Consider the following 20391-nt stretch of genomic DNA (forward strand, 5'->3'; position numbering starts at 1 on the left):
GCGTGCTTCAATCGATGCCGAGCTTCTTGAGCTTGTAGCGCAACGCCCGGAACGTAATGCCCAGCTTCCGCGCCGCCGCCGTCTTGTTGTAGCGGGACTCCTCCAGCGCCTTCATGATCGCGGTGCGTTCAAGATTGCTGATGTAGTCGTCCAGTCCCAGTTCGCTCGATGGCGTTTGCGCGGGTGCGGCGGGAGCCACGGGCGCATTCGCATAAACCGGCGGGGCGTGGTGAGCGTGCGCGGCCGGCGCTTCCGTGTTGTGACGCGACGGGCGCTGCGGCAGCATCAGATCCGTGGTGTCGATGCGGTCGCCGTCGCACATGGCTACGGCGCGTTCCAGGATGTTTTCCAGCTCGCGCACATTGCCGGGGAAATCGTAATCCTCCAGCGCCTGGCGCGCTTCGGGAAGCAGGCGGGCGGGTGTTTCGCTGCGGCTTTTTGTCGCCAGCTGGCGCAACACGAAATCGGCCAGCAAGGGTACGTCGCCGCGGCGCTCGCGCAGCGGCGGCACGCGCAGTTCGATGACATTGATGCGATAGAATAAGTCTTGGCGGAACTGACCTTGTTCGACCAGCGCCGCAAGATTTTTGTGGGTAGCCGACAGGATGCGCACGTCGACCGTGACTTCCTCGCGTGCACCGATCGGGCGCACCGCCTTTTCCTGGATCGCGCGCAGCAGCTTCACCTGCATGTGCAGCGGCAACTCGGCGACTTCGTCCAGGAACAACGTGCCGCCGTGGGCAGCCTGGAACAGGCCTTCCTTGTCGGCCACGGCGCCGGTGAAGCTGCCTTTGCGATGGCCGAAGAATTCGCTTTCCATCAGTTCCGAAGGAATGGCGCCGCAGTTGACCGGCACGAACGGCCCGCTGGCGCGCGGACCTTGTTCGTGAATCAGCCGCGCGACCAGTTCCTTGCCGACGCCGGATTCACCGGCGATGTACACCGGCGCCTGGTTACGGGCCAGCTTGCCGATCGTGCTGCGCACCTGCTGCATGACCGCCGAGTCACCGATCAGGCGGTCGCTGGATGAGGTTGCTGTGCTGGCGGGAGCGGCGCCGGAACGCTTCTCCTCGGCCAGCTTCAGCGCCGTGCGGACCAGCCGCCGCAGCATCTGGATATCCACCGGCTTGGACACGAAGTCGAAGGCGCCGGCCTTCAACGCTGTCACCGCGGCGTCGACGTTGCCATAAGCGGTGATCATCGCCACCGGCGTCTCGTCGTATTCGGCGGCGATCAGCTCGATCACCTCCTGGCCGCTGCCGTCAGGCAGGCGCATATCGGTGAAGCACAGGTCGTAATGATGCTCGGCGAGCGCGTGGCGCGCTTCGGCCACAGTGCCGACGGCATCGACCTTAAGGTCCATGCGGCCAAGGGTGATAGTCAGCAGTTCGCGGATATCGCGTTCGTCGTCGATGACCAGGACGGTCTGTTGGCTCATGATTCGAAGGCGAGGGAGGGGTTGCCGTTCAGGATACTCGCCGCACGCACAAGTCGCAAAGTACGGTGTGCATATGTCGGCCATCGCCGATTCAAGGACCTGATGCGGCCAGTGTTAGGGTTGGGTGAACGCGGCACGCGCTAATGTCCCAGGCGGCGCTGGAAGAACTGCACGATCACGCGATAGGCGTCTTTCGATTCAGGCAGCTCCGGATCGGAGAAGAAGGAATGCCACATCCCTTCCCATACGTGCAACTCGGTCTGCACGCCGGCCTGGTCGAGCCGCTGCTGGCTGTCGATTACCGAGCTCATCGTCATGTCGCGGGTGCCAGTGATCAGTAGCGTGGGGGGAAATTTGGCCAGCAGTGCCGGCGACAGTCCGGGCTGAACCAGCGAATCTTTCGGATCGGCACCATGGAAATAGGGGAGTTCGGCCAGACCCAGGGGATGCGTCGGCACGCCTTGGCCATTGAGCAGAGGGGCGACATAGGCGGAGTCGCCAGTGACATCCATCAGCGAGCCGCAAAAAGTGCCGATTGCGCCAGGCACGGGCAACTTGTCGTGGATGAAGCGGGCGACGGATTCGCCCGTAAGGATGCCGCCGGCTGAGCAACCGTAGATGCCGATGTTGGCCGGTTTGTATTGCTTGAGCAGCGCGCGGTAGACCGCCTCCACATCGTCGCTGGCTGCGGGGAAGGTATGTTCCGGACCTTGCCGGTAATCGACGGTGATGACCTTGATGCGCCCGATGCTGGCGATCGGGATGGATTCCACCAGTCCGCCGCTATGCGCACCCCACAGAAAACCGCCGCCATGCAGATTGACCAGCACGCGGTCCTGGTTCTCCGGTGCGATGCCTTGCGCGGGCAGCACCACATCCGTGCCGACCCCGGCGATGGTTTCGCTGTGGATCATCACCGGATAGAGCTTTTCCATGCGTGCGGCGCGATCGCTGTTCATGCGATCGTAGAACGCGCGGCTTTGTTCGATCGGCGCGTTGATCGGTGGCGCCTTAGCGCCGGCGGCCAGCATCTTGGGAAAGAATGCCTTGGCTTCGGGTGAGGCGAAGGTGGAATAAGGCACGGTGGCGCTCGGCGACGTGACGCTACCATCTGCATCAACACCGGGCGACGAGGTTTGTGCCACGGCATTGGCGCTCAGTAAAAGTGTTGCCGCAACGCAGGGAAGATAGGCTGTACGCATTGAAGTACTTCTCCAGACGTTTGAGATGGATGGTCGATTCCTCACCACCATTCCGGCCTTCGCTGGAATGGTGGTGAGGAAAAATCAGGCGTCAGTTTTTAACCGGCGTCGCTTTACCCGCTGTGCCACGCAAGATTTCCTGCAACTTCAGATACACCCCATTCGTCCACCCAAACCCGATCACATTGGTGGTGTAACCAGCGCTTACTTTCACGTCGGCATTGCCGAGCGCCATGTTGTACTTCTCGCGAATCGTGCCGTCGGCGGCGAAGCTGCGATCGACCGTTGCGTCGAACTTGCCGGCTATGCGGCGCGCATCCTCATGGAAGCCATAAGCATCGAGGCCCGAAACGGCCAGCCAGTTGGTGGGTGCCCAACCGAAGGGATTGTTCCATTGTGTGCCGCTTGGCCGATTGTCCATGGCCAGACCACCAGCGAGTTCGAAGGTGGAAAGCTGCTGGCGCACGGCAGCGGCTTGCTGTGCAGAGGCCGCGCCGGCCCACAGCGGATAGAACGTGGTGAGGTACGGTGCATCGGAGGGCTTGCCGGCGACGAAGTCATAATCGCGGTACATGCCAAGCTCCGGGCGCCACAGGTACTTGTTCATCGCGACTTTGCGTGCAGCGGCAGCTTTCGCCCAGCGTTCGGCGTCGGCTGTCTTGCCCAGTTGCACGGCGAAGTCGTGCAGATCCAGTTCGTAGCGATAGAGCAGGCTATTGAGATCTACTGCGGCGTAATGGTGTGTGGATCCACCGAACGGGCCGAAGTGGAAGTTGGTGTCGAATCCGGACTCGCGCATCGCGCGATCGCCGTGATAGTAGTCGGCTGTCAGGCGATAACCGTCGTACCCATTGCCGGCGCAGACTTTCGATGCGTTTACATCACAGCTTTCGGTTTTCAGGCGTGCGGCTTCGGCATCATCCGGATGTTCGGCGGCTTTGATCAGATAACCGGGATTCTGCGCGGGGTGCTCCACCAACCACTTGATCACGCCCTTGTAAAATTCACTGTCTTGCGCTTCCAGCACCGGGCCGCTGCCGAGATCGTAGTAGCGGGCAAGGCCGGTGTTACCCGCCTGATGTTCCGGGCGTGTCCAGATGTCGTGGTTGCGAACGGCCAGCGGATAAGCCTGCTCAAGCCATGCACGCTTTTCTTCGGCATTCTTGAAACTGGCTGGGTCGTTGAGTACCGCAACCATCATGCCGGTAAGAAACGGTGGCTGCGAGCGGCTGAGGTAATAACTGCGGTTCGCATTGAGCACGCCGCCGTAGTACTGCACTTCGAACAGCGCGTTGTCGGTCATGTTGCGAGCCAGTTCGGTACGATGATCGGCCACCAGCCCGAGCACGATGAAATAGCTGTCCCAGCCGTACATTTCGTTGAAGAACCCGCCAGGCACCACATACGGATGCGGTAGATAAAGCAGTCCTTGTACGGGCAGCTTGGTGGCATCGACGTCACCAAGCTGGTTGATGACCTGCGGCAAGGTACGCACGTCGACGTTGCAACGTTTCGCCGTTTGCGCGAGATCGGCAGGCGCCGTGAATTGCGCAGGCACATAGATCACCGGGTGCGCCTTGATCTTGGGATCAGCGAGGGCGGCGCAGTTGTCTTGCGAGCGCGTCAGCGTGGTCCAGGCTTTGTCGATGTAGGTGCGCGTTTTGGCGGGATCGGGTTGCGCGGCCGAGGCGGTGGCAACCAGCGTTGTGGAGAGGAGTAACGCGAGGGTGCGGATTCTGTTTTTCATGGCGATTCTCCATTCGATGCACGCGGCCTTGGTGGGGCGGTAGGCCAGTCGCATGATTCAAGCCTTTAGGGGACGTGGCGGATCAGATTCACCTTGCCTTGCGCATCGCGTTGTAGCGCGATGTCGTAGTACTGGCCGCGAAAGCGGATGTGCCGGAGCGTCAGGCTCTTCCAGCCAACGGGCAGCATCGGCGGGTATACGGCGCTGAGCCCTTGCGCATCGATGCGCAGGCCGGTAAAGCCATACAGGATGTTTTGCAGGAAGCCGCCGCTGGCGGTCATGAAATAGCCGGTGTTATTGGTCGCGGTTTCGGTGCGTACATGGAACGGCGGCTTGATCACATCGGCGGTTACGTTGCCCTCGAACCACGCGCTGGCATCGGACGTGTTGCCTGCAGTGGCGGCAGCGATCGACAGCGGTTCGAAACCCATGCTGTTCATACTGTGTGGTGCGTGCCTGAGGTACTGCGTTGCGTACTGGTAATCGCGCTGGCGCGTGCCGGCATCCATGGGCATGTCCAGCGCAGGATAAGAAAGCAGAGGCAACGGACCGCCCTGGTTCTGGGCGTCGAATGGCACGGTCGGATCGAAATCGACGTAGTGGCCATGCTTGGCATCGAAGGGCACATAAAGCGCATCGGCGATTTCCCGCCAGCGCGGATCGGGCGTCGCACCCACCGCCTTCGCGGCGCTCACGGCGATCAGCAGTGCTTTGCGCGCGGAGGCATTGGTGAATGTGTCGTTCGGGATGTCGTTGTAATGCTCGTCCACCGAAGTGACGTGCTGGATTTCGTAGCGTCGATGTTCCGTTACATAGGTGGCACGGCTGACCCAGAAATCCGCCACGGCGTGGATCACCGGCCAACCGTCGCGCACCAGCCATGTACGGTCCTGGGTCGCGAGGTAGTACTGCCATTGCGCGATGGCGATGTCGGCGTCGACGTGGATTTCGCTGTCGTCGAGCACGGCGGCTGAATGCGGTGTCTGCGATGTGCCGTTGTCGGGATCGGCTTCCCACGGATACATCGCGCCACGCCAGCCGCGTTCATGTGCGCGTTGCTCGGCCGCTGACAGGGAAGCATCACGGAACATGATCAGCGATTTTGCGCGCTCGGGATGCAAGAGCAGCAATGCCGGGAATACCCACGAATCGCTGTCCCAGAACACGTGCCCGGTATAGCCGGGCGTCATGCCGCAGGCACCGATCGGCCATGCGGTGTCTGGCGTGGCATTGGACAGCAGGTAGTACAGATCGGAATGCACGATCTGCTGCGCCTTCGGATCACCGTCGATCACGATGTCCGATTGCCACAACGCATGCCACGCATCTTCATGCCGCGCACGCAGATGATCGAAACCATCCGCGCGGGCTGACGTCGCCAACGCAAGGTCGGCCTTCGCATCACCGCCCCAGCCCTCGCGCGAGAACGCCGCGAACTTGGTGAAGGTGTAGGTGTGTCCTTTGCGCACATCCACCTGCAGGTCCAGCGCAAGGCGATACGTATCCTTGTGCAACTGCACTGTGCGCACCTGCACGCCAACGGGCAAGGCAATGGCGACTGCCTCGGCCATGCGTGCACCGCGTTCGGCCTGGCCATCGAGCCACAGGGTGAGCGTATGCGTATCGCCATCACTGGCCAGTACACGCGTATCGCCCGGGTACCACAGTGCGGCACGGTCCGGTGTCGCGGGCGGGATCGGCTGCAGTGACAGCTGGTGCGCTTGGACGGCTTCCATTAGCTGTTGCCCATCCAGCTTGGCGAGCGCAAAGCGCGGCTGGTGTGGCGCCCAGGTGATCAGCGGAAACGAAAGCGTCACTTCACCATCGAAATCGGGCGTAAGCGAGATTTGCGTGGCGGCCAAATGCGGCGAAGCCTGGCTGACCAGCGTGGTCACTTCGAGCGCGGTGGTTTTATCGCCATCGATATAACGGTAGCCGGTGCTGAGCACACCGTCATACATGTCCAGGGTTTGCCGATAGTCCTGGAAGTGTTTGTCGTCGACGTCGACCTGATTGAGCCAGAACTGTCCGGCGGGCGAGCGGCCGGTGCTGTAGTCGATGCCGCTCCAGGCCGGGATGGCTGCAGGGCGCGATACATCCCCGTCGGCGTAATCCATCAAGCCGACGATGTAAGCGAGGTTACTTTCCGTGCCGCGCGGTGAAGTGAATGTGGAAACGTAGCCGTTGCCAAGCTGGCCCGGGAAATAGTTGCTCAGATCGCGCGCGGTGGCGGTCAGTAAAAAGCTGGGATCGGTTGCGCCACAGAGCCGTGCGACGCTTAGCGCCAAGCAGACCAGCAACAGGCGCGATGGTCTCACCCTTGCCGCTCCGGTACTACGTCGAAGGCTACGGTGAGCCGGGTTTGTTCGCTGTGGAAAGGCACGGTGCCATGCCAGACATACGAAGGGAACAACACTAGCCTGCCGGGCTCCGGACGGACCACGTGCTGGGCATGCAGCGCTGGTGTCGTCGCCATGCTGGGTTCGCCGAATGCGAGGCATCCATCTTGTGACGTTGCATGGGTCATGCCGTCGGGAAGGTCGACATAGAAGGCCGAGGAAATCCACCCGCGCGGGTGGACATGGTTAGCGTGATAGCCGGAGCTGCGCAGTCGTACTGACCAACCGCCGTTGTACTGATAGTTGCCGCGATTGCGACGACGCAATGGATCGATGCCTTCGCCGATATACGCAAGATAATCACGGATCGGTGTGTCGAACGCCTGGAACAGGGCCTGGATCACCGGATCTTGCTCGCGCGTCAGATCGCCGGTGGTTTCGGTGCCGTGGCGCAGCGACTGGAACAGCAGTGGATGGTCGTGCGTTTGGTGCAGGCGTTCCAGGCTGCGCTTCAGATCGGTGAGGAAGCTGGCCAAATCCGGCCACGATGATGGCGCCTGCAACAAGTACGGACGCACCAGCTGCGTATAGTCGCACCATGTGTCATAGCGCGCATCGCCGAGCAGTCGCCACGCCGTGGTCTGCAAGGCGATCAAGTATTGATCGTCAGGCGCAGCCGATAGCAGCGCCTCGCAATGCTCCAGCGCGCGACGCGCATCACCGACGCCGAGCAAAGCGGCGGCGAGCAGGTTGCGTGGTGCGGTGGCGGCTGGCGAGAGTTGCGTGGCGCGTTCGGCCAGTGTCAGCGCTGTAGCAGGATCGAATTCCAGCGCGGCAAGCCCCGCGCGCACCAGCAACGCTGGCGTGGCTTGCGCACGTGAGGTCAATGTCGCCAGGCATGTGTAGGCACCGCGCACATCGCCAACACCTTGCAGAATGGCCGCCTTCGCGGCGAGTAGCGCTTCATCGCCCTGAAATATCTGCAACGACTGGTCGAGTGCTGCGGTGGTTTGCGCACTGTCTCCTGTACGCATCCATACCAGTCGAGCAAGATGATTGTGCGCATCGATATGGCGCGGCTCCTGCCGGAGGCATTCGCGCAGGGAAGCTTCTGCGCGTTCGAAATCACTGAGCGCAATCAGGCTGTTGGCATGAGTGAAATAGACGGCTGCCGATTTGTGCCCTTGAGCGAGCGCGTGCTGTGTAGTGCGTTCGGCTTCAGCGTGTTGGGATGCCGCGGCCAAAGCAATCGCCAAGGCGTGTGCCGTGGCCGGATTGTTGGGCGACGCCTCTGCCAGCTTGCGATAGAAAGTAACGGCTTCGCCCAGGCGTCCGAGTGCAGCGAGCGCCGCGATGTGTTGTGTGACCAGATCCGCTGATGCCTGTCCAGCGCTGCACAATGGCGCAACGATGGCCAAGGCCTCGGTCGGGCGCTGGTGATCGTTGTAATGGCGCGCAAGCAACAGCGCGGCGTGCGGCAGGCGTTGGGCTGCGCGTTGCAGTAGTGGTAGCGCTTCCGCTTGACGCCCGCTGTTCAATAGCAATTCGCCGAGCGTCGCCAGCGAGGGTGCCCAGCCGGGGTCCGCGGCAACGGCTCTGCGCAGCAGCGTCTCCGCGCCGTCCTTGTCGCCCATCGCCAGCCGAACGCCGCCGAGCAGGCGCAATGCTTCGGCGTAATCCGGGTGTTGTTCGACGATGGTCTGGAGCCGCTCGTGCGCACCGCGAAAATCGCCGGTTTGCAGCAGCGCGCCAACCTGCCTCATGGTGTCGATAACAGTGGGCGGTACGGTGGACATCGGCACGTGTCAGGATGGTTATAGCGGCTGGCGAATCAATGTTGCTTTGCCCGATGCATCGCGTTGAACGGTGATGTCATACACCTTGCCTTGGAAGCTGACGTGACGGAGGGTGAGTGATTTCCATGACGGCGGAAGCTGGGGAGCATAAGCAGCGTCCAGTCCCTTGTCGTCGATTCGCAAACCGGTAAGACCATACACCATGCTTTGTACGAAGCCGGCCGATGTCGCGAGGATATAACCGGCATTGTTTGCAACGGTTTCAGTACGCACGTTGAAAGGCGCTTTCAGGAACCCGACGAGGTTGCGTTGAATCCAGTCGCCCGCCGACTTATTGTCGCCAAGTTCCGAGGCGCCGACGGCGAGCATCACCATCATCATTTCATTGGGGTCGTCGCCGTGCACTATCAGCTCGTGCAGCTGGAAATCGAAATCATTGCGACGCACCGTATCGGACATGCCCAGGTCGAGATTGGGATACATCAACCACGCCAGCGATGAACCCATCCAGGTGATCTTGTCGTGGGGGACGGACTCGTCAAAATCGAGATGACGCTGTTCCTTCTCCAGGAACGGGATGTACATCTTCGATGCAATCTCCGACCACTTTGGATTGGTGGGCTGCCCGACAAGTTTCGCTGCCTCGATGGCGATGAGGAGCGCCTTGCGCGCGGCAGCGTTGGTGAAGGAGTCGTTCGGGACGTCGTCATACGCTTCGTCAGGCGAGGTGACATGCATGATTTCGTAGCGATCTTTCGCCTGGTTGTACGTCACGCGACTCGTCCAGAATTCGGCGACATCGTGGATGACCGGCCAACCGTATTGCTTCAGCCAAGCGGTATCCCCGCTTGCCAGATAGTATTGCCATTGCGCAATGGCAATGTCAGCGTTGACGTGAATTTCGCGATAAACGCCGTAAGCAAAGTGAGGCGTGTTATCGACGCCGGTCTGCGGATCGGCTTCCCAGGGATACATCGTGCCCTTGGCGCCGTATTGCAGCGCACGTTCGCGTGCCGGCTGCATGGTGCGATTGCGGAACATCACAATCGGTTTGGCGCGTTCCGGGTGCAGCAAGAGCAACGCGGGGAATACCCAGGAATCACTGTCCCAAAACGCGTGCCCTGCGTAGTTCGGCGTAAGCGCGCAGGCGCCCATGGGCCACGCCGTACCGACAGTCGTATTGGAAAGCAGGTAATAGAGATCCGAATGCACGGCCTTCTGCACCTGCGGATCGCCATCGACCACGATGTCCGATTGCCACAATGCGTGCCAGGCGGCCTGATGTCTTGCCAGCAAGGTGGTGAAGCCGGTCTGTCGGGCTTGTGTGGCCAGCGCAATATCGTCCTTGGCTGCGCCACCCCAGTCCTGACGAGATGCGGCCAGGTATTTGGTAAAGGCGTACGTGGTGCCGCTTTTCACCTTGGCGGTAATGTGCAGCGAAAGCAGATCGCTGGTCTTGTCGAGTTTCACGCTCTGGATGTCCAGCGACGAAGGCAATTGCACCGCCGCCGCTTCGGCCATGCTCAGACCTTCTTTTGCACGGCCATCGAGCCATAGCGTAAGTTGCTTGGTGTCGCCATCACTGGACAGGACCTGGGTGTAGCCGGGATACCACACCGCCGCACGATCCGGCGTTGGGATCGGCTTGTTGTCCAGATTCTGGCCGCTGGCGATAACGGCCGCGATCATCTGGTCGCCGGTCATGCTGCCGATGGGAAAGCGAGGCTGATGTTCCGACCAAAGGCGGATCGGGAAAGTAAGTTCAACACTGCCGTCGAAGTGTGGCGTGATCGAGATTTGCGTAGCCGCCAGATGGTTATCAGCCTGGCTGACGAAGGTCACCACTTTGACGTCGGTCGATTTGTTGGCGTAGTCAAAACGGTAGCTGGTGGTGAGCGTGCCGTCGTGCATGTCCAGGGTTTGCGCGTAGTCAGCAAAGATCTTCTTGTCCAGGCGCGTGGAGTTGATCCAGCCGCCGCCAGGGTTGTAGTCGATCTCGCTCCAGCCGGGGATGGCTGCTGGGCGGGAAATATCACCCTTGCCGTAATCCATGAAGGCGACCATGTACGCGCGGCTCGGCTCGGTGCCGCGTGGCGACGTCATGGTGGAGAAGTAGCCGTTCGCCAGGTAGCTTGGAAAATAGCTGCCGAAATTGTCGGAAGAGGCTGCCAGCAGGAAGCTCGGATCCGTGGCGCCATGGGCCGTGGAAGCCACTGCGCCCGCAGCAAGGAGCAATCCGGTAATGCTGATGTTGCGAAAGCTCATGGAAACTCCAGCGATGACACATTGCGCTCTCTGTTCCGGAGCGCGCTATTTGGCGGCGAGTTTGATGCTTGCCGTGGTGTTGCCAACGCGATCGGTTTCGCGCTTGAACAAGAACAGGGTAATCAGGATCAGCGACATCGGCACCAGCGAAAAATAGAAGGCATGGATGCCGTCAAAGCGCGAAAAGACAATCGCTGTAATGCGCGAGCCAAGCGTGCCACCCAGGGCGGAAAAAATCACGATCAAGCCGGTCATCGCCGCGTGCGAAGGCTTGGGTAGCGAGCTCAGTGCGACCGAATTGATGACGGGATAAATCGGCGCCATCAGCAGGCCGATCAGCGGAATGAGATAGGCGGCGATCGGCGCATTGAACCACCCGACATTGGCATGCGCGGTCACTCCATGCGCCAGCGGCAGTGTCAACGTCACCAGCAGGCCCATGCCGACCACGCAAATATTCAGCAGTGCATACCAGGGGATGCGCCGTAGCACCTGGCCGGCGGCGATGCGGCCTGTGGCGGATGCTGCGGCGAGAATCGTTGCCATTTGGATGCTCATCGCATTGGGCAGCTTGAGGATCTCGTTATTGAACGTCGGCAGCCACGTGCTGAAACTCTGTTCGATCAGTACGTACAGAAAAGCGGAAGCCAGGAATACATAGACCAGCGGACGCAGGAACAGGTGCACCATCTCCAGCAATGAGCCGCGCATCGATTTGGTTTCATCCGTGCGCGCGGCAGATTCGTCCATTCGCGAGGTGACCAACAATACGATGACGAGCGCACAGGCGACCGCGAGCACCCAATAGACGTTCAACCAGGAAGGATTGCCCGGTGCCTGGGGATCCACGAACGCGCTGAACAACCAGCCGGCAATCAACACGCCGACCATGAACAAGCCTTCGATGGTGTTGGTCAGTCGTCCGTGTTCGGCGCGATCGCTGGTTACCAGGCCAATCGACGAGTACACCGCCACCTTGGTCAGTGCGAAGGACACGCCGACGCAAGTGAACAGCAGTTCGGTGGTGTGGAAGCTTGGGTAAAGCGGCATCAGCACGCAGGCGCAAGCCACGATGCCCAGCGCGATCATCATCGCGCGCCGATAGCCGAGCAGGGGAAGGAATGAAGCAACCAGAAAGGAGGTAATGGCGATCGGCAGATCTTTGAATAATTCCAGCAGGCTGGCCTGTGGTTTGTCGACGCCGAAGGTAGAGATCGATTGCAGGATGACCGTGCCGACGCTGTTGAGCAGGATCGCGAAGACCATATAGATCATGGCCAGCGCGGTGATCATGCGGAAACGGTTCATGGTGACCTGCTGCTGTGGGTACTGCTTTCTTGGGAGCTGAGTCTTGATCTTGCCTCACCGTCGTCCCGGCGAAGGCCGGGACCCAGCGTCTTTGCAACACACGAAGTCACTGGGTCCCGGCCTTCGCCGGGACGACGAATGACGGCATTCCTTGGCAACGTGAAAGAACTCATCGGAAGCGCCTCTGCCCCGTCGCCCATCAAACTCTACAACTCTCACACTGTGGAAAGGCCATGGCCGGGTGCATTGGCACCCGGCCATGGGTGCCCCAGGGAGGGGAGGGCGACTAACTCTTGGGGCATCAGAACTGGTACTTGATCTGACCTTGTACCTCGCGGCCCAGGATCGAGCGCGCCAGGATCACGCCGTTCTGGTTAGCAAAGCCGAACTCACGCGCGTTGCCCTCAGTCAGGCCGATCTGGTTGGTCATGTTGGTGCCGCTCACGCTGTACACCCAATGCTGCCCAACGTTGGCTTGCACGCCGAAACTCAGGTCGTAGTACGAACCCAGCGGTTGCGACTCGATCAGATCTTCGTAGCGTGGACCGATGTATTCGTAGGTGAGCCATGCGCGCAGGCTGCCCCAGCTGGTCGGCAGGGTGTAGGCGGGCCTGATGCGGAACTGCAGCTTGGGCTGACGCTGCAGCACCATGCCGTACATGCTGGCAAATGCTTCCTGGCCGGCTTCGTTGGTGTATTCCTCAAGACCGGTGTTGGTGTAGTGGCCATCCATGTAGTCGCCGCTCAGCAGCAATGAGAAATGCTCGAACGGCGTGAACGTGGTGGACAGATTCACGCCCTTGGTATTGGCGCCGTACAGCAGGTATTGGATGGAGCCCTGGGGATTGGTGAAGCTGTAGGGCACGCCGTAGAAGAGGCGATGGTAGGCGCTGGCATCCACATAGACCCAACTGTTCTGGTACTTGAAGCCGATTTCCTGGTTGTGGACTTTCTCCACCGGGGTTCCGCTCGGGTAATCGCCGCGCAGGTTGTCGAAGCTGGGGAAGATCACGCCGTCATTGAGGCGCACGTAAGCGCTCATGCTTGGGGTGAACTCGTAGTTGGCGCCGATCGTCCAGGACGGTGCCGTCTTGGAGTACTTCATGTAGGTCATGCCCGGCGCCAGATACGTCGAATTCATGTTGTACAACGTGTACGGGCTGGGATCGAGGTTACCAGTGGTTGAGTTCTGCCAGGCGCCGTTCTGCCACTCGTGCTCGTCGCGGATGCCGGCATCGATCAACCACTGGCCGATTTTCCAGGTGTCGGTGAGGAAGAACGCGGTGTTCACACCGTACCACCGCTCCCGGAGTGCATCGGTGGGGCCACTGACGAAGCCTTCGTTGCTGCTCAGCTGATAGGTGCCGGTGGGATCGGTGAGATTGACCACGATCGGACTCGGGTTGCTCTGGGCCTGCAACAGCATGTTGTTGCCCAGGTACCACTGGTCGTGATCGTCGTAGACGGCGGTGTAGTTGCCCGCGGTCAGCGTATTGCCATCGAAGATTTCATCGCTGACATGGAACTCGTTGCTGATCGAGTTGAGTTGCTTGTGCACGTACCAGAGTCCTTCGGTGAGGACATCCTGATTCAAGTTTGCCGGCTGCCCATTGGTGTAGTTGGCAGAGACAGCCATGTTGGTGGGCAGCTTGTCGGCGGTTTCCGCGGCGGAAATGTAGCTGCTCAGCGATTCCGGGTTCGCACTGGTGTTGTAGAACGCGATCTGCGTGGAGTCGCTGTTGGTGTAATTGAGCTTGTTCGAAATCGTCCAGCCGTTACCGAAATCCCAATCGAAATTGCTGCCGAACGAGTAGACCGTGGTGCCGCGTCCATCGGCGAGGTTCACCGGAATGCCACCGGGGGTGCAGCCGGTGGTGTGGCATGGCGTGGTCTGGATGGTTTCGAACTGGTCAGCCGCGCTGCCGAGGCTGCCGGTGAGTGGGTTGAAGCCGGGGTATGCGCTGAAATTCCCTCGGCTCGGGTTGTAGATGGGCGTATCGGCGATGAACTGGTTTTTGTCCGTCAGAGCGTGGGCATAGAACATCAGCTCGCCGCTATCCCAGTCGCGCGACAGCGTGGCGCTCAGCGAACCGCCGTAGTCGCCGGGTGTGGTGAAGTGCGGATCACGATAGTTGTCCGAGCGGAACCAGCCACCAAAGCTGCCGTACCAGTTGTTCGAGATCTTGAAACCGACCCAGCCATCCACGCGCTTCAAGTCATCCGTGCCATACGTGACGCCGATGTCGCCCGATGGCACATCGGTGCCTTCCTTCAGGATGAAGTTCGCGGTGACACCAGGCATGCCGGCGCCGTAAAGGACGGCTGGGCCACCTTGCACGATTTCCGCGCGGTCGATGGTGTCGTCGGGGATGCGCACCATCGAGGAGAGGTCCATGAAGGACAAGTCGCTCTGCGGATATACCGGCGAGCCGTTGAGCTGGAATGCTACGAAGGGCGCGTCACCGCCGCTCGGAAAGCCGGCCACTTCGATGTTGGCGCCGGTCTGGCCGCCGGAGGATTCGGCGAAGATGCCCGGTGATTGCTTCAGCAGGTCGGCGGCGCTGACAGGATTGGCTTCCTTGATCTGTTGCGAGGACATGGAAGTAATCGAATAAGCAGCATCGATCTTCTTCAGGCCTCCGAAGGTGGCCGTGCCGGTCACAACGACCTGTTGCAACGTCGATGCGTTCTTGGCGTTGGCAGCCTGTTGCCCGCCGGGACTCGCGGGCGCTGCTGCGCTTGCGGGGGCCGTTGTGGTGGTCGAACTTTGAGTGGGTGTCGTCTGACTGGTTTGCTGCGCGTAAGCGGTCCCGGATACTAGCGCTGCGACGATGGCTGTCGATAGCGCCAATTGCGTGAGTGGCTTGGTTTTCATCAATCGTTCTCCCCAACGGTTTGTTTGTGATCGCGTGGCTGTGCCACGTCGGTTAGCCGCTTATGTCTTTTTAAATCGGCTGATGTCGAACGCGGCTACGTCCGGCAAAAGCAGGTCTGCTCCAGCCAATGCCTGCGGCTGGCCAATTCCCACCGCTGTCATTCCCGCAGCGTGGATGCTGGCAATTCCGGCCGCGGCGTCTTCCACGCCGAGGCATTCGCTCGGTGCCAATCCGAGGCCGCGCGCGGCGACCAGGAAAATCTCCGGATCGGGCTTTGCACGGCTGATGTGGTTGGCGTCGACCACGTAGTCGAACAAATCGGCGATGCCGAGTTTTTCCAGCAAAAGAGGTGCATTGCGGCTGGCTGAGGCCAGCGCAATCTTCATGCCCGCGTGGCGCACCGATTCGATCGTGATGCGCGCGCCTGGCAACAGATTCTGTGGCCCGAAGCGTTCGATCTGTTGCCGGTAGTAGTCGTTTTTGCGTGTTGCCAGGGTCTCTTTTTCTTCTTCGGAGTAGGGCCGTGTTGCCTTTTCGAGCAGGATATCCAGCGATGCGCGGCGATCCACGCCTTTGAGCCGCTCTCCAACCGCATCGTCGAACGGAATGCCGATCTCTGCAGCGAGTTTTTTCCAGGCAGCGTGATGTACGACCGCCGTATCGGCGATGACACCGTCGAGATCGAAGATGACGCCCTTGACGTTATGCGTTGGCGAAGGCGGCGTCAGCGGCCGGTGCAAGGTTTGTCCCGCATGCAGTGTTACGGGCTCGCCGTGATGCAGAATCTGCAGCGAATCGCCTTGCGTGAGTGTGTAGGTCACGCCATCGGCTTGCACTGCCACGCGGATATGTCGGCGTTGCCAGCGCTGGCCGAACTGGTAGCTGCGCCACGCGGATGGCAGTGTTGGCGCAAAGGCGAGTACGCCATCGACCGGACGCATGCCACCGAATCCCCACGCCAATGCCAGCCAGCTGCCGGCCATGGCGGCCATGTGCAGGCCATGTGAGGTGTTGCCGTGCAGGTTGTCCAGATCCACGCGGAGCGTGTCGAGGAAGTAGCGATACGCCTTGTCGGCATAGCCCACTTCTGATGCCACGATGCTGAAGGTTGATGCCGACAGTGTGGAATCGTGCACGGTCACACCTTCGTAGTAATCGAAGTTGCGCCGCTTCATGGTTTTGTCGATGGCGTTTCCGGCCAGCACGAATGCTTGCAACACATCGGCCTGCTTGCACACCTGATGGCGATAGATCGTCAATGGATGCATTTGCAGCAGCAGCGGACGGTGTTCGTGCTCGCCATGTTGCGAGATCGGAAGACGCGGCTTGTCGAGAAAGTCGTCATCCTGCGGGAAGATGTTCAGGGCCGGATCGACGGGCAGATACATGGCGTCGGCAGCAGCTCGCCACGCAGCGATTTCCTTGTCGGACAGATCGATCGCGCTGATGACGCGTGCGTAGTCGCGCGGGCGCTCCTTCATCAATTGCGACGCGACATCGGCGGCGTAGCGAAGATGCTGCTGCGCCATGTGATTGGTGTAGTAGTTGTTGTCGACCAGCGCGGTGTATTCGTCAGGACCGGTGACCTGACAGATGCAGAATGCGTTGTTGCGGCGCGGATTGTAGTTGCCGACTTGCAGCCAGAGTCGCGCGGTTTCAAACAGGACTTCAGCGCCACCTTGCGTCAGGAAGTCGATGTCGCCGGTGGCTTGCATGTAAAGGTGAATGGCGAACGCGATGGCGGCGTTGATGTGGTATTGCGCTGAGCCCGATGGAAAGTAGGCCGAGCATTCGTCACCACTGATGGTGCGCCATGCGTACAAGGCGCCCAAAGGATGATTCATTTCACGCGCATGATGGCGAGCGCGCTCAAGCGTGCTCACACGGTATTGCAGCATGCTGCGCGCCTGATCCGGTGAGGTCAGCGCAAGCACGGGCAGGATGAAAGCCTCGGCGTCCCAGAAATAATGGCCTTCGTAGCCTTCGCCGGTCAGTCCTTTTGCGGCCGCACTACCGCTGCCGTCACGACCCGTGGATTGCAGAATGTGGAACAAGTTGAAACGCAGGGCCTGTTCGACGGCGGGATCGCCTTCGATCTTCAGGTCGGCTTCGCGCCAGAACGCGTCGCAGGCAGCGGCCTGTTCTTTGCGCAATACGTCAAAGCCCTGCTTGATGGCGTTTTCAAGCGTGGCAGCGACGGTATCGAGCAAGGATTGCTGGGTGTCGCCGCCTTCGGGACGTGTCCACGCGTAGGCAACGTATTTTTCCAGCGAGACGCTGCCGCCGGGACGCAGTTCTGCCGCGTAGTGCTGCTGTACGCCTTCTGCGTCTTCGATGATCGCGCGGGCAAACGTGAGATCGGATGACACGATGCGATGGCGCTGACCACTGGCAAGGCGGATATGGCTGTTCTGCGTGCGCTGGCAGATCGAGGCCTGCACATGATCGGCATCGGATGCCGTGATGCTGAGACCACCGGCGACGCGCGCGCCCATGCGCGGATCGTCGCCTTGTTCGGTGGCGGTGTTGCTGGCTATCAGCGCCGATTCGAGAGTGACCGGGCCGCTGTAGTCGATAGAGGTGACGCGGTAACGGATGCACAGGAGGTTAGGCGTGTGCAGGGGAACGATCCGCTCCGCGTCGATCTGCAGGGTCACACCCGTGGGGGAGCGCCAGTGCAGCGTACGTTGCAGGCCGCCGGCACGCAGGTCCAGCGTCTGCTCAAAATTCAGCCATTCGCCTTCATCCAGATCGACCAGCGTTTCACCCAGGCGCAGTCCGATGCGGGTGCCGTCCGGTACCGGAATGCGGGTGTCGCTGGTGCGGGCGAAGCCGGGGAAACGCTCGTGATACTCGATAGGCGTGCGTTCCCAGACACCGCTAAGGAAGGTGTCCTGGGTGGGGCTGCCCTGTTCTTCCAGGCCGCCGCGCACGCCCAGTGTGCCGTTGGATAAGGCAAACAGACTTTCCAGGGTGGGTTGTTCAGCGGCAGTGGCACGCCGTGCACGGGTCAGGCGCCAGGGATTGATGGATCCCTGTGATGCCTGGTCCCTGGCAGCAGCTAGCGCTTCGTGACTTTGCACGTTCTCTCCCCTTGGCATGCTTGCTCGATCTTCTCTTTTTCGGCCTTGAGGCCTGTCGCTGGGCCGAGCATAGGCGCGAATGATATCGATATCAAGATATCGATATCATTGTCGCGACGCAGCATTATGCGGAGGAGTGCATACGAATGCAGTGACTCAACGGGTTGGACGGACAGGTAGGGTCGGGCCACACTTGCCACGTCTTACGGCCATTCGCCAAACGGATTGAGAGGGGCGTCTCTTGACGGGAACCAAGAAGAAACAACCTCTTGCGCAACGGCCCAGCCTGACCATGGCTGATCTGGCCGAGCTGGCGGGGGTATCCAAGATCACCGTTTCGCGGGCACTGAGCGAAAGCCCTCTGGTCAACGCTGAGACCCGCGAGCGGGTACAGGCGCTGGCGCGCAAGCATGGTTACAAGCTCAATGTGAGCGCGCGCAATCTGCGTCTGCGGCGCAGCCATACCGTGGCGGTGATCGTGGAGATGAAGCCGTCGTCCGGGCGCACCATGTGGGATCCCTATCCGCTGTCCCTGCTGGGTGGTATCACGCAGGAGTTGACCTCGGCCGGTTACAGCGTGCTGCTGACGACCCGCCAGGATGCGGGCAATGCTTCGGTGCAGGCCGCCGATGGCCTGATCTTGCTCGGGCAGGGCGCCCGGCAGGAAGCCGTGCGCCTGTACGACAGGCTGGGCTTGCCGATGGTCGTCTGGGGCGCGGCCGGACAGGGCGGCGACAACCATATCGTCGTCGGCAGCGATAACCGTCAGGGCGGCATCAGCGCCGCTGAGCGCTTTCTGTCGATTGGGCGGCGCAATCCTGTTTTTATCGGCAACCCCGATCACCCTGAGATGGCGCAGCGTCTGTTCGGTTTTGTGGACGAACTCGCCGGCCATGGCATCAAGCCGCTGCTGTTACGTCGGGTTGATTTCACGCTCGAGTCCGGCGTGGATGCGGTGCGCTCGCTGGCGGAGCGTAAAGTCCGCTTCGATGCGATCTTCGCCTGCAGCGACTTGCTGGCGATGGGGGCGATTCGCGCGCTGGTGGAATTGGGGCAGTCCGTGCCCAACGACGTATCGGTCATCGGTTACGACGACACACCGCTTGGTGCAAGCTTCCTGCCTCCGCTCAGTACGGTGCGGCAGAACTGGCAGGAAGGTGGTGTGCTGCTGGCACGCAAGGTGTTGGCGTTGATCCAGGGGCAGGCGGTGCAATCGCAGATGATGGCGACGACGTTGGTGGTGCGGTCGACGTGAGTGGGTGCAGTTGCGATCCGATCAACACAACGCGATGAACTGAAATCATGCCTCAGCGTCATTTCGGCCTTCGCCGGAATGACGCTGAGGAGATTCAACTCGTCAGATAGATCAGCAGACCGCTAGCGCCATTCCCTCACTGGCGTCCCGCGTCGGTCAACTACTGGAATCGCACGTTCGTGGCATGCGCAGGAAACAAGTCATCGGAGGCAATGCGTAACCAAGCCGTGCTGTTTTGGCTCCTCGGTGTCTTTTCGACAAGATGCACCAACTGGAAATGGCATCTGTCGACCAGTTCGTTGAGTGCTGTCCATTGATCGCCATCGAGCCCGTGGCGCAGTGCCGCTGGAATGCGTTTTGCGTTGAGCATCTGTACCAGGTTATCGAGCATCCAATACGAAGGAAGGTAGGTGGATGCGCTATCGATATAAATGGCAGACGTGGTGTTCATGTGCGCCAAATACCCGCCAAGCAACTGGATGATCGTCTTGGGTGCGTGGTTGAAATCGGAAAACAGCAAATCGATTTTTTGCCCCTGGGCGACGGCTTCTACTGCTCGCGCATTGAAGTCGATATCGCTTTTGACGAACTGGACCCTATCGGCCACATCGACACGATTGAAGATCCACGCCATGCATGCTTCGTAAGAACCCGTTTGCGACAATCGAGCGAGGTCCTGTAGCTCGCCCGTAAGCTGCGAAAGAAATGCCTTGACGGAGGCATCCTGAAAATGACTGCCGTTATCGAAGGTATAAATGCGGCCAGCGCCGATTTCCTTCAAAGCCGAAGCTATCCATGCCGTGGTCGCGCCCAGGCCGGTGCCCAGTTCGACAACGACGAGCGGCTGTTCGCGGCGCACCAGACTGTAAAGAAGCATGCAGAGGTCTTCACTGCCATACACCGGGCCCAATTGATCGCGGATCGCGAGAAGGTCACCAATGCTTTGCCGGATGTTCCACGTCTGCACACATCTCTCCTGAGCAGGAGTTAATACAAGCATCACCGGTCCAGTGATCATCCCCTCAAGCCTACCGTGCTGCGGTTCGCAGGGCGAGCGATTTGCCGACAGTATTCGCCAAGCA

General features: G+C 60.5%; 11 protein-coding genes. 1 reads left to right on the top strand and 10 read right to left on the bottom strand.

Going from position 1 to position 20391, the window contains the following annotated elements:
• Nucleotides 1-7 precede the first annotated feature (7 nt).
• The 9 genes from ISN74_RS02760 to pgmB all read right to left on the bottom strand — a co-directional run bounded on the left by ISN74_RS02760 (nt 8) and on the right by pgmB (nt 18054).
• Nucleotides 8-1438 (bottom strand): sigma-54-dependent transcriptional regulator, encoded by a 1431-nt coding sequence (locus ISN74_RS02760; protein WP_188797181.1) that lies wholly within the window; start codon nt 1436-1438, stop codon nt 8-10.
• 140 nt (nt 1439-1578) lie between these two features.
• Complete coding sequence (locus ISN74_RS02765) at nt 1579-2640, bottom strand: alpha/beta hydrolase (RefSeq protein WP_188797184.1); 1062 nt, start codon at nt 2638-2640, stop codon at nt 1579-1581.
• A 91-nt stretch (nt 2641-2731) separates the two neighbouring features.
• Complete coding sequence (locus ISN74_RS02770) at nt 2732-4387, bottom strand: trehalase family glycosidase (RefSeq protein WP_188797185.1); 1656 nt, start codon at nt 4385-4387, stop codon at nt 2732-2734.
• A 65-nt stretch (nt 4388-4452) separates the two neighbouring features.
• Nucleotides 4453-6705 carry a glycoside hydrolase family 65 protein gene (locus ISN74_RS02775; RefSeq protein WP_188797187.1) on the bottom strand — a complete coding sequence of 751 codons (2253 nt, stop codon included), beginning with the start codon at nt 6703-6705 and terminating at the stop codon, nt 4453-4455.
• On the bottom strand, nt 6702-8522 hold the full coding sequence (locus tag ISN74_RS02780; protein ID WP_188797188.1) for a tetratricopeptide repeat protein: 1821 nt from the start codon (nt 8520-8522) through the stop codon (nt 6702-6704). The genes ISN74_RS02775 and ISN74_RS02780 overlap by 4 nt, the downstream gene beginning before the upstream one ends.
• Nucleotides 8523-8540: 18 nt before the next feature.
• Nucleotides 8541-10787, bottom strand: coding sequence for a glycoside hydrolase family 65 protein (locus ISN74_RS02785; protein ID WP_188797192.1), 2247 nt, complete (start codon nt 10785-10787; stop codon nt 8541-8543).
• 45 nt (nt 10788-10832) lie between these two features.
• Nucleotides 10833-12095, bottom strand: a complete 1263-nt coding sequence (locus ISN74_RS02790) for an MFS transporter (protein WP_229678964.1) — start codon at nt 12093-12095, stop codon at nt 10833-10835.
• Between the two features lie 301 nt (nt 12096-12396).
• Nucleotides 12397-14970 (bottom strand): TonB-dependent receptor, encoded by a 2574-nt coding sequence (locus ISN74_RS02795; RefSeq protein WP_188797193.1) that lies wholly within the window; start codon nt 14968-14970, stop codon nt 12397-12399.
• Between the two features lie 60 nt (nt 14971-15030).
• Complete coding sequence (pgmB, locus tag ISN74_RS02800) at nt 15031-18054, bottom strand: beta-phosphoglucomutase (RefSeq protein WP_229678966.1); 3024 nt, start codon at nt 18052-18054, stop codon at nt 15031-15033.
• Nucleotides 18055-18346: 292 nt separating this feature from the next.
• Between pgmB and ISN74_RS02805 the strand changes: the two genes are divergently transcribed.
• Entirely contained in the window at nt 18347-19309 is a 963-nt protein-coding gene (locus ISN74_RS02805; RefSeq protein ID WP_188799472.1) for a LacI family DNA-binding transcriptional regulator, read from the top strand.
• Between the two features lie 160 nt (nt 19310-19469).
• On the opposite strand, the gene ISN74_RS02810 is transcribed toward ISN74_RS02805, so the two are convergent.
• Nucleotides 19470-20276 (bottom strand): class I SAM-dependent methyltransferase, encoded by an 807-nt coding sequence (locus ISN74_RS02810; RefSeq protein WP_188797197.1) that lies wholly within the window; start codon nt 20274-20276, stop codon nt 19470-19472.
• Between the last annotated feature and the right edge of the window lie 115 nt (nt 20277-20391).

This window comes from Dyella caseinilytica (genome assembly GCF_016865235.1).
GTDB lineage: Bacteria > Pseudomonadota > Gammaproteobacteria > Xanthomonadales > Rhodanobacteraceae > Dyella_B > Dyella_B caseinilytica.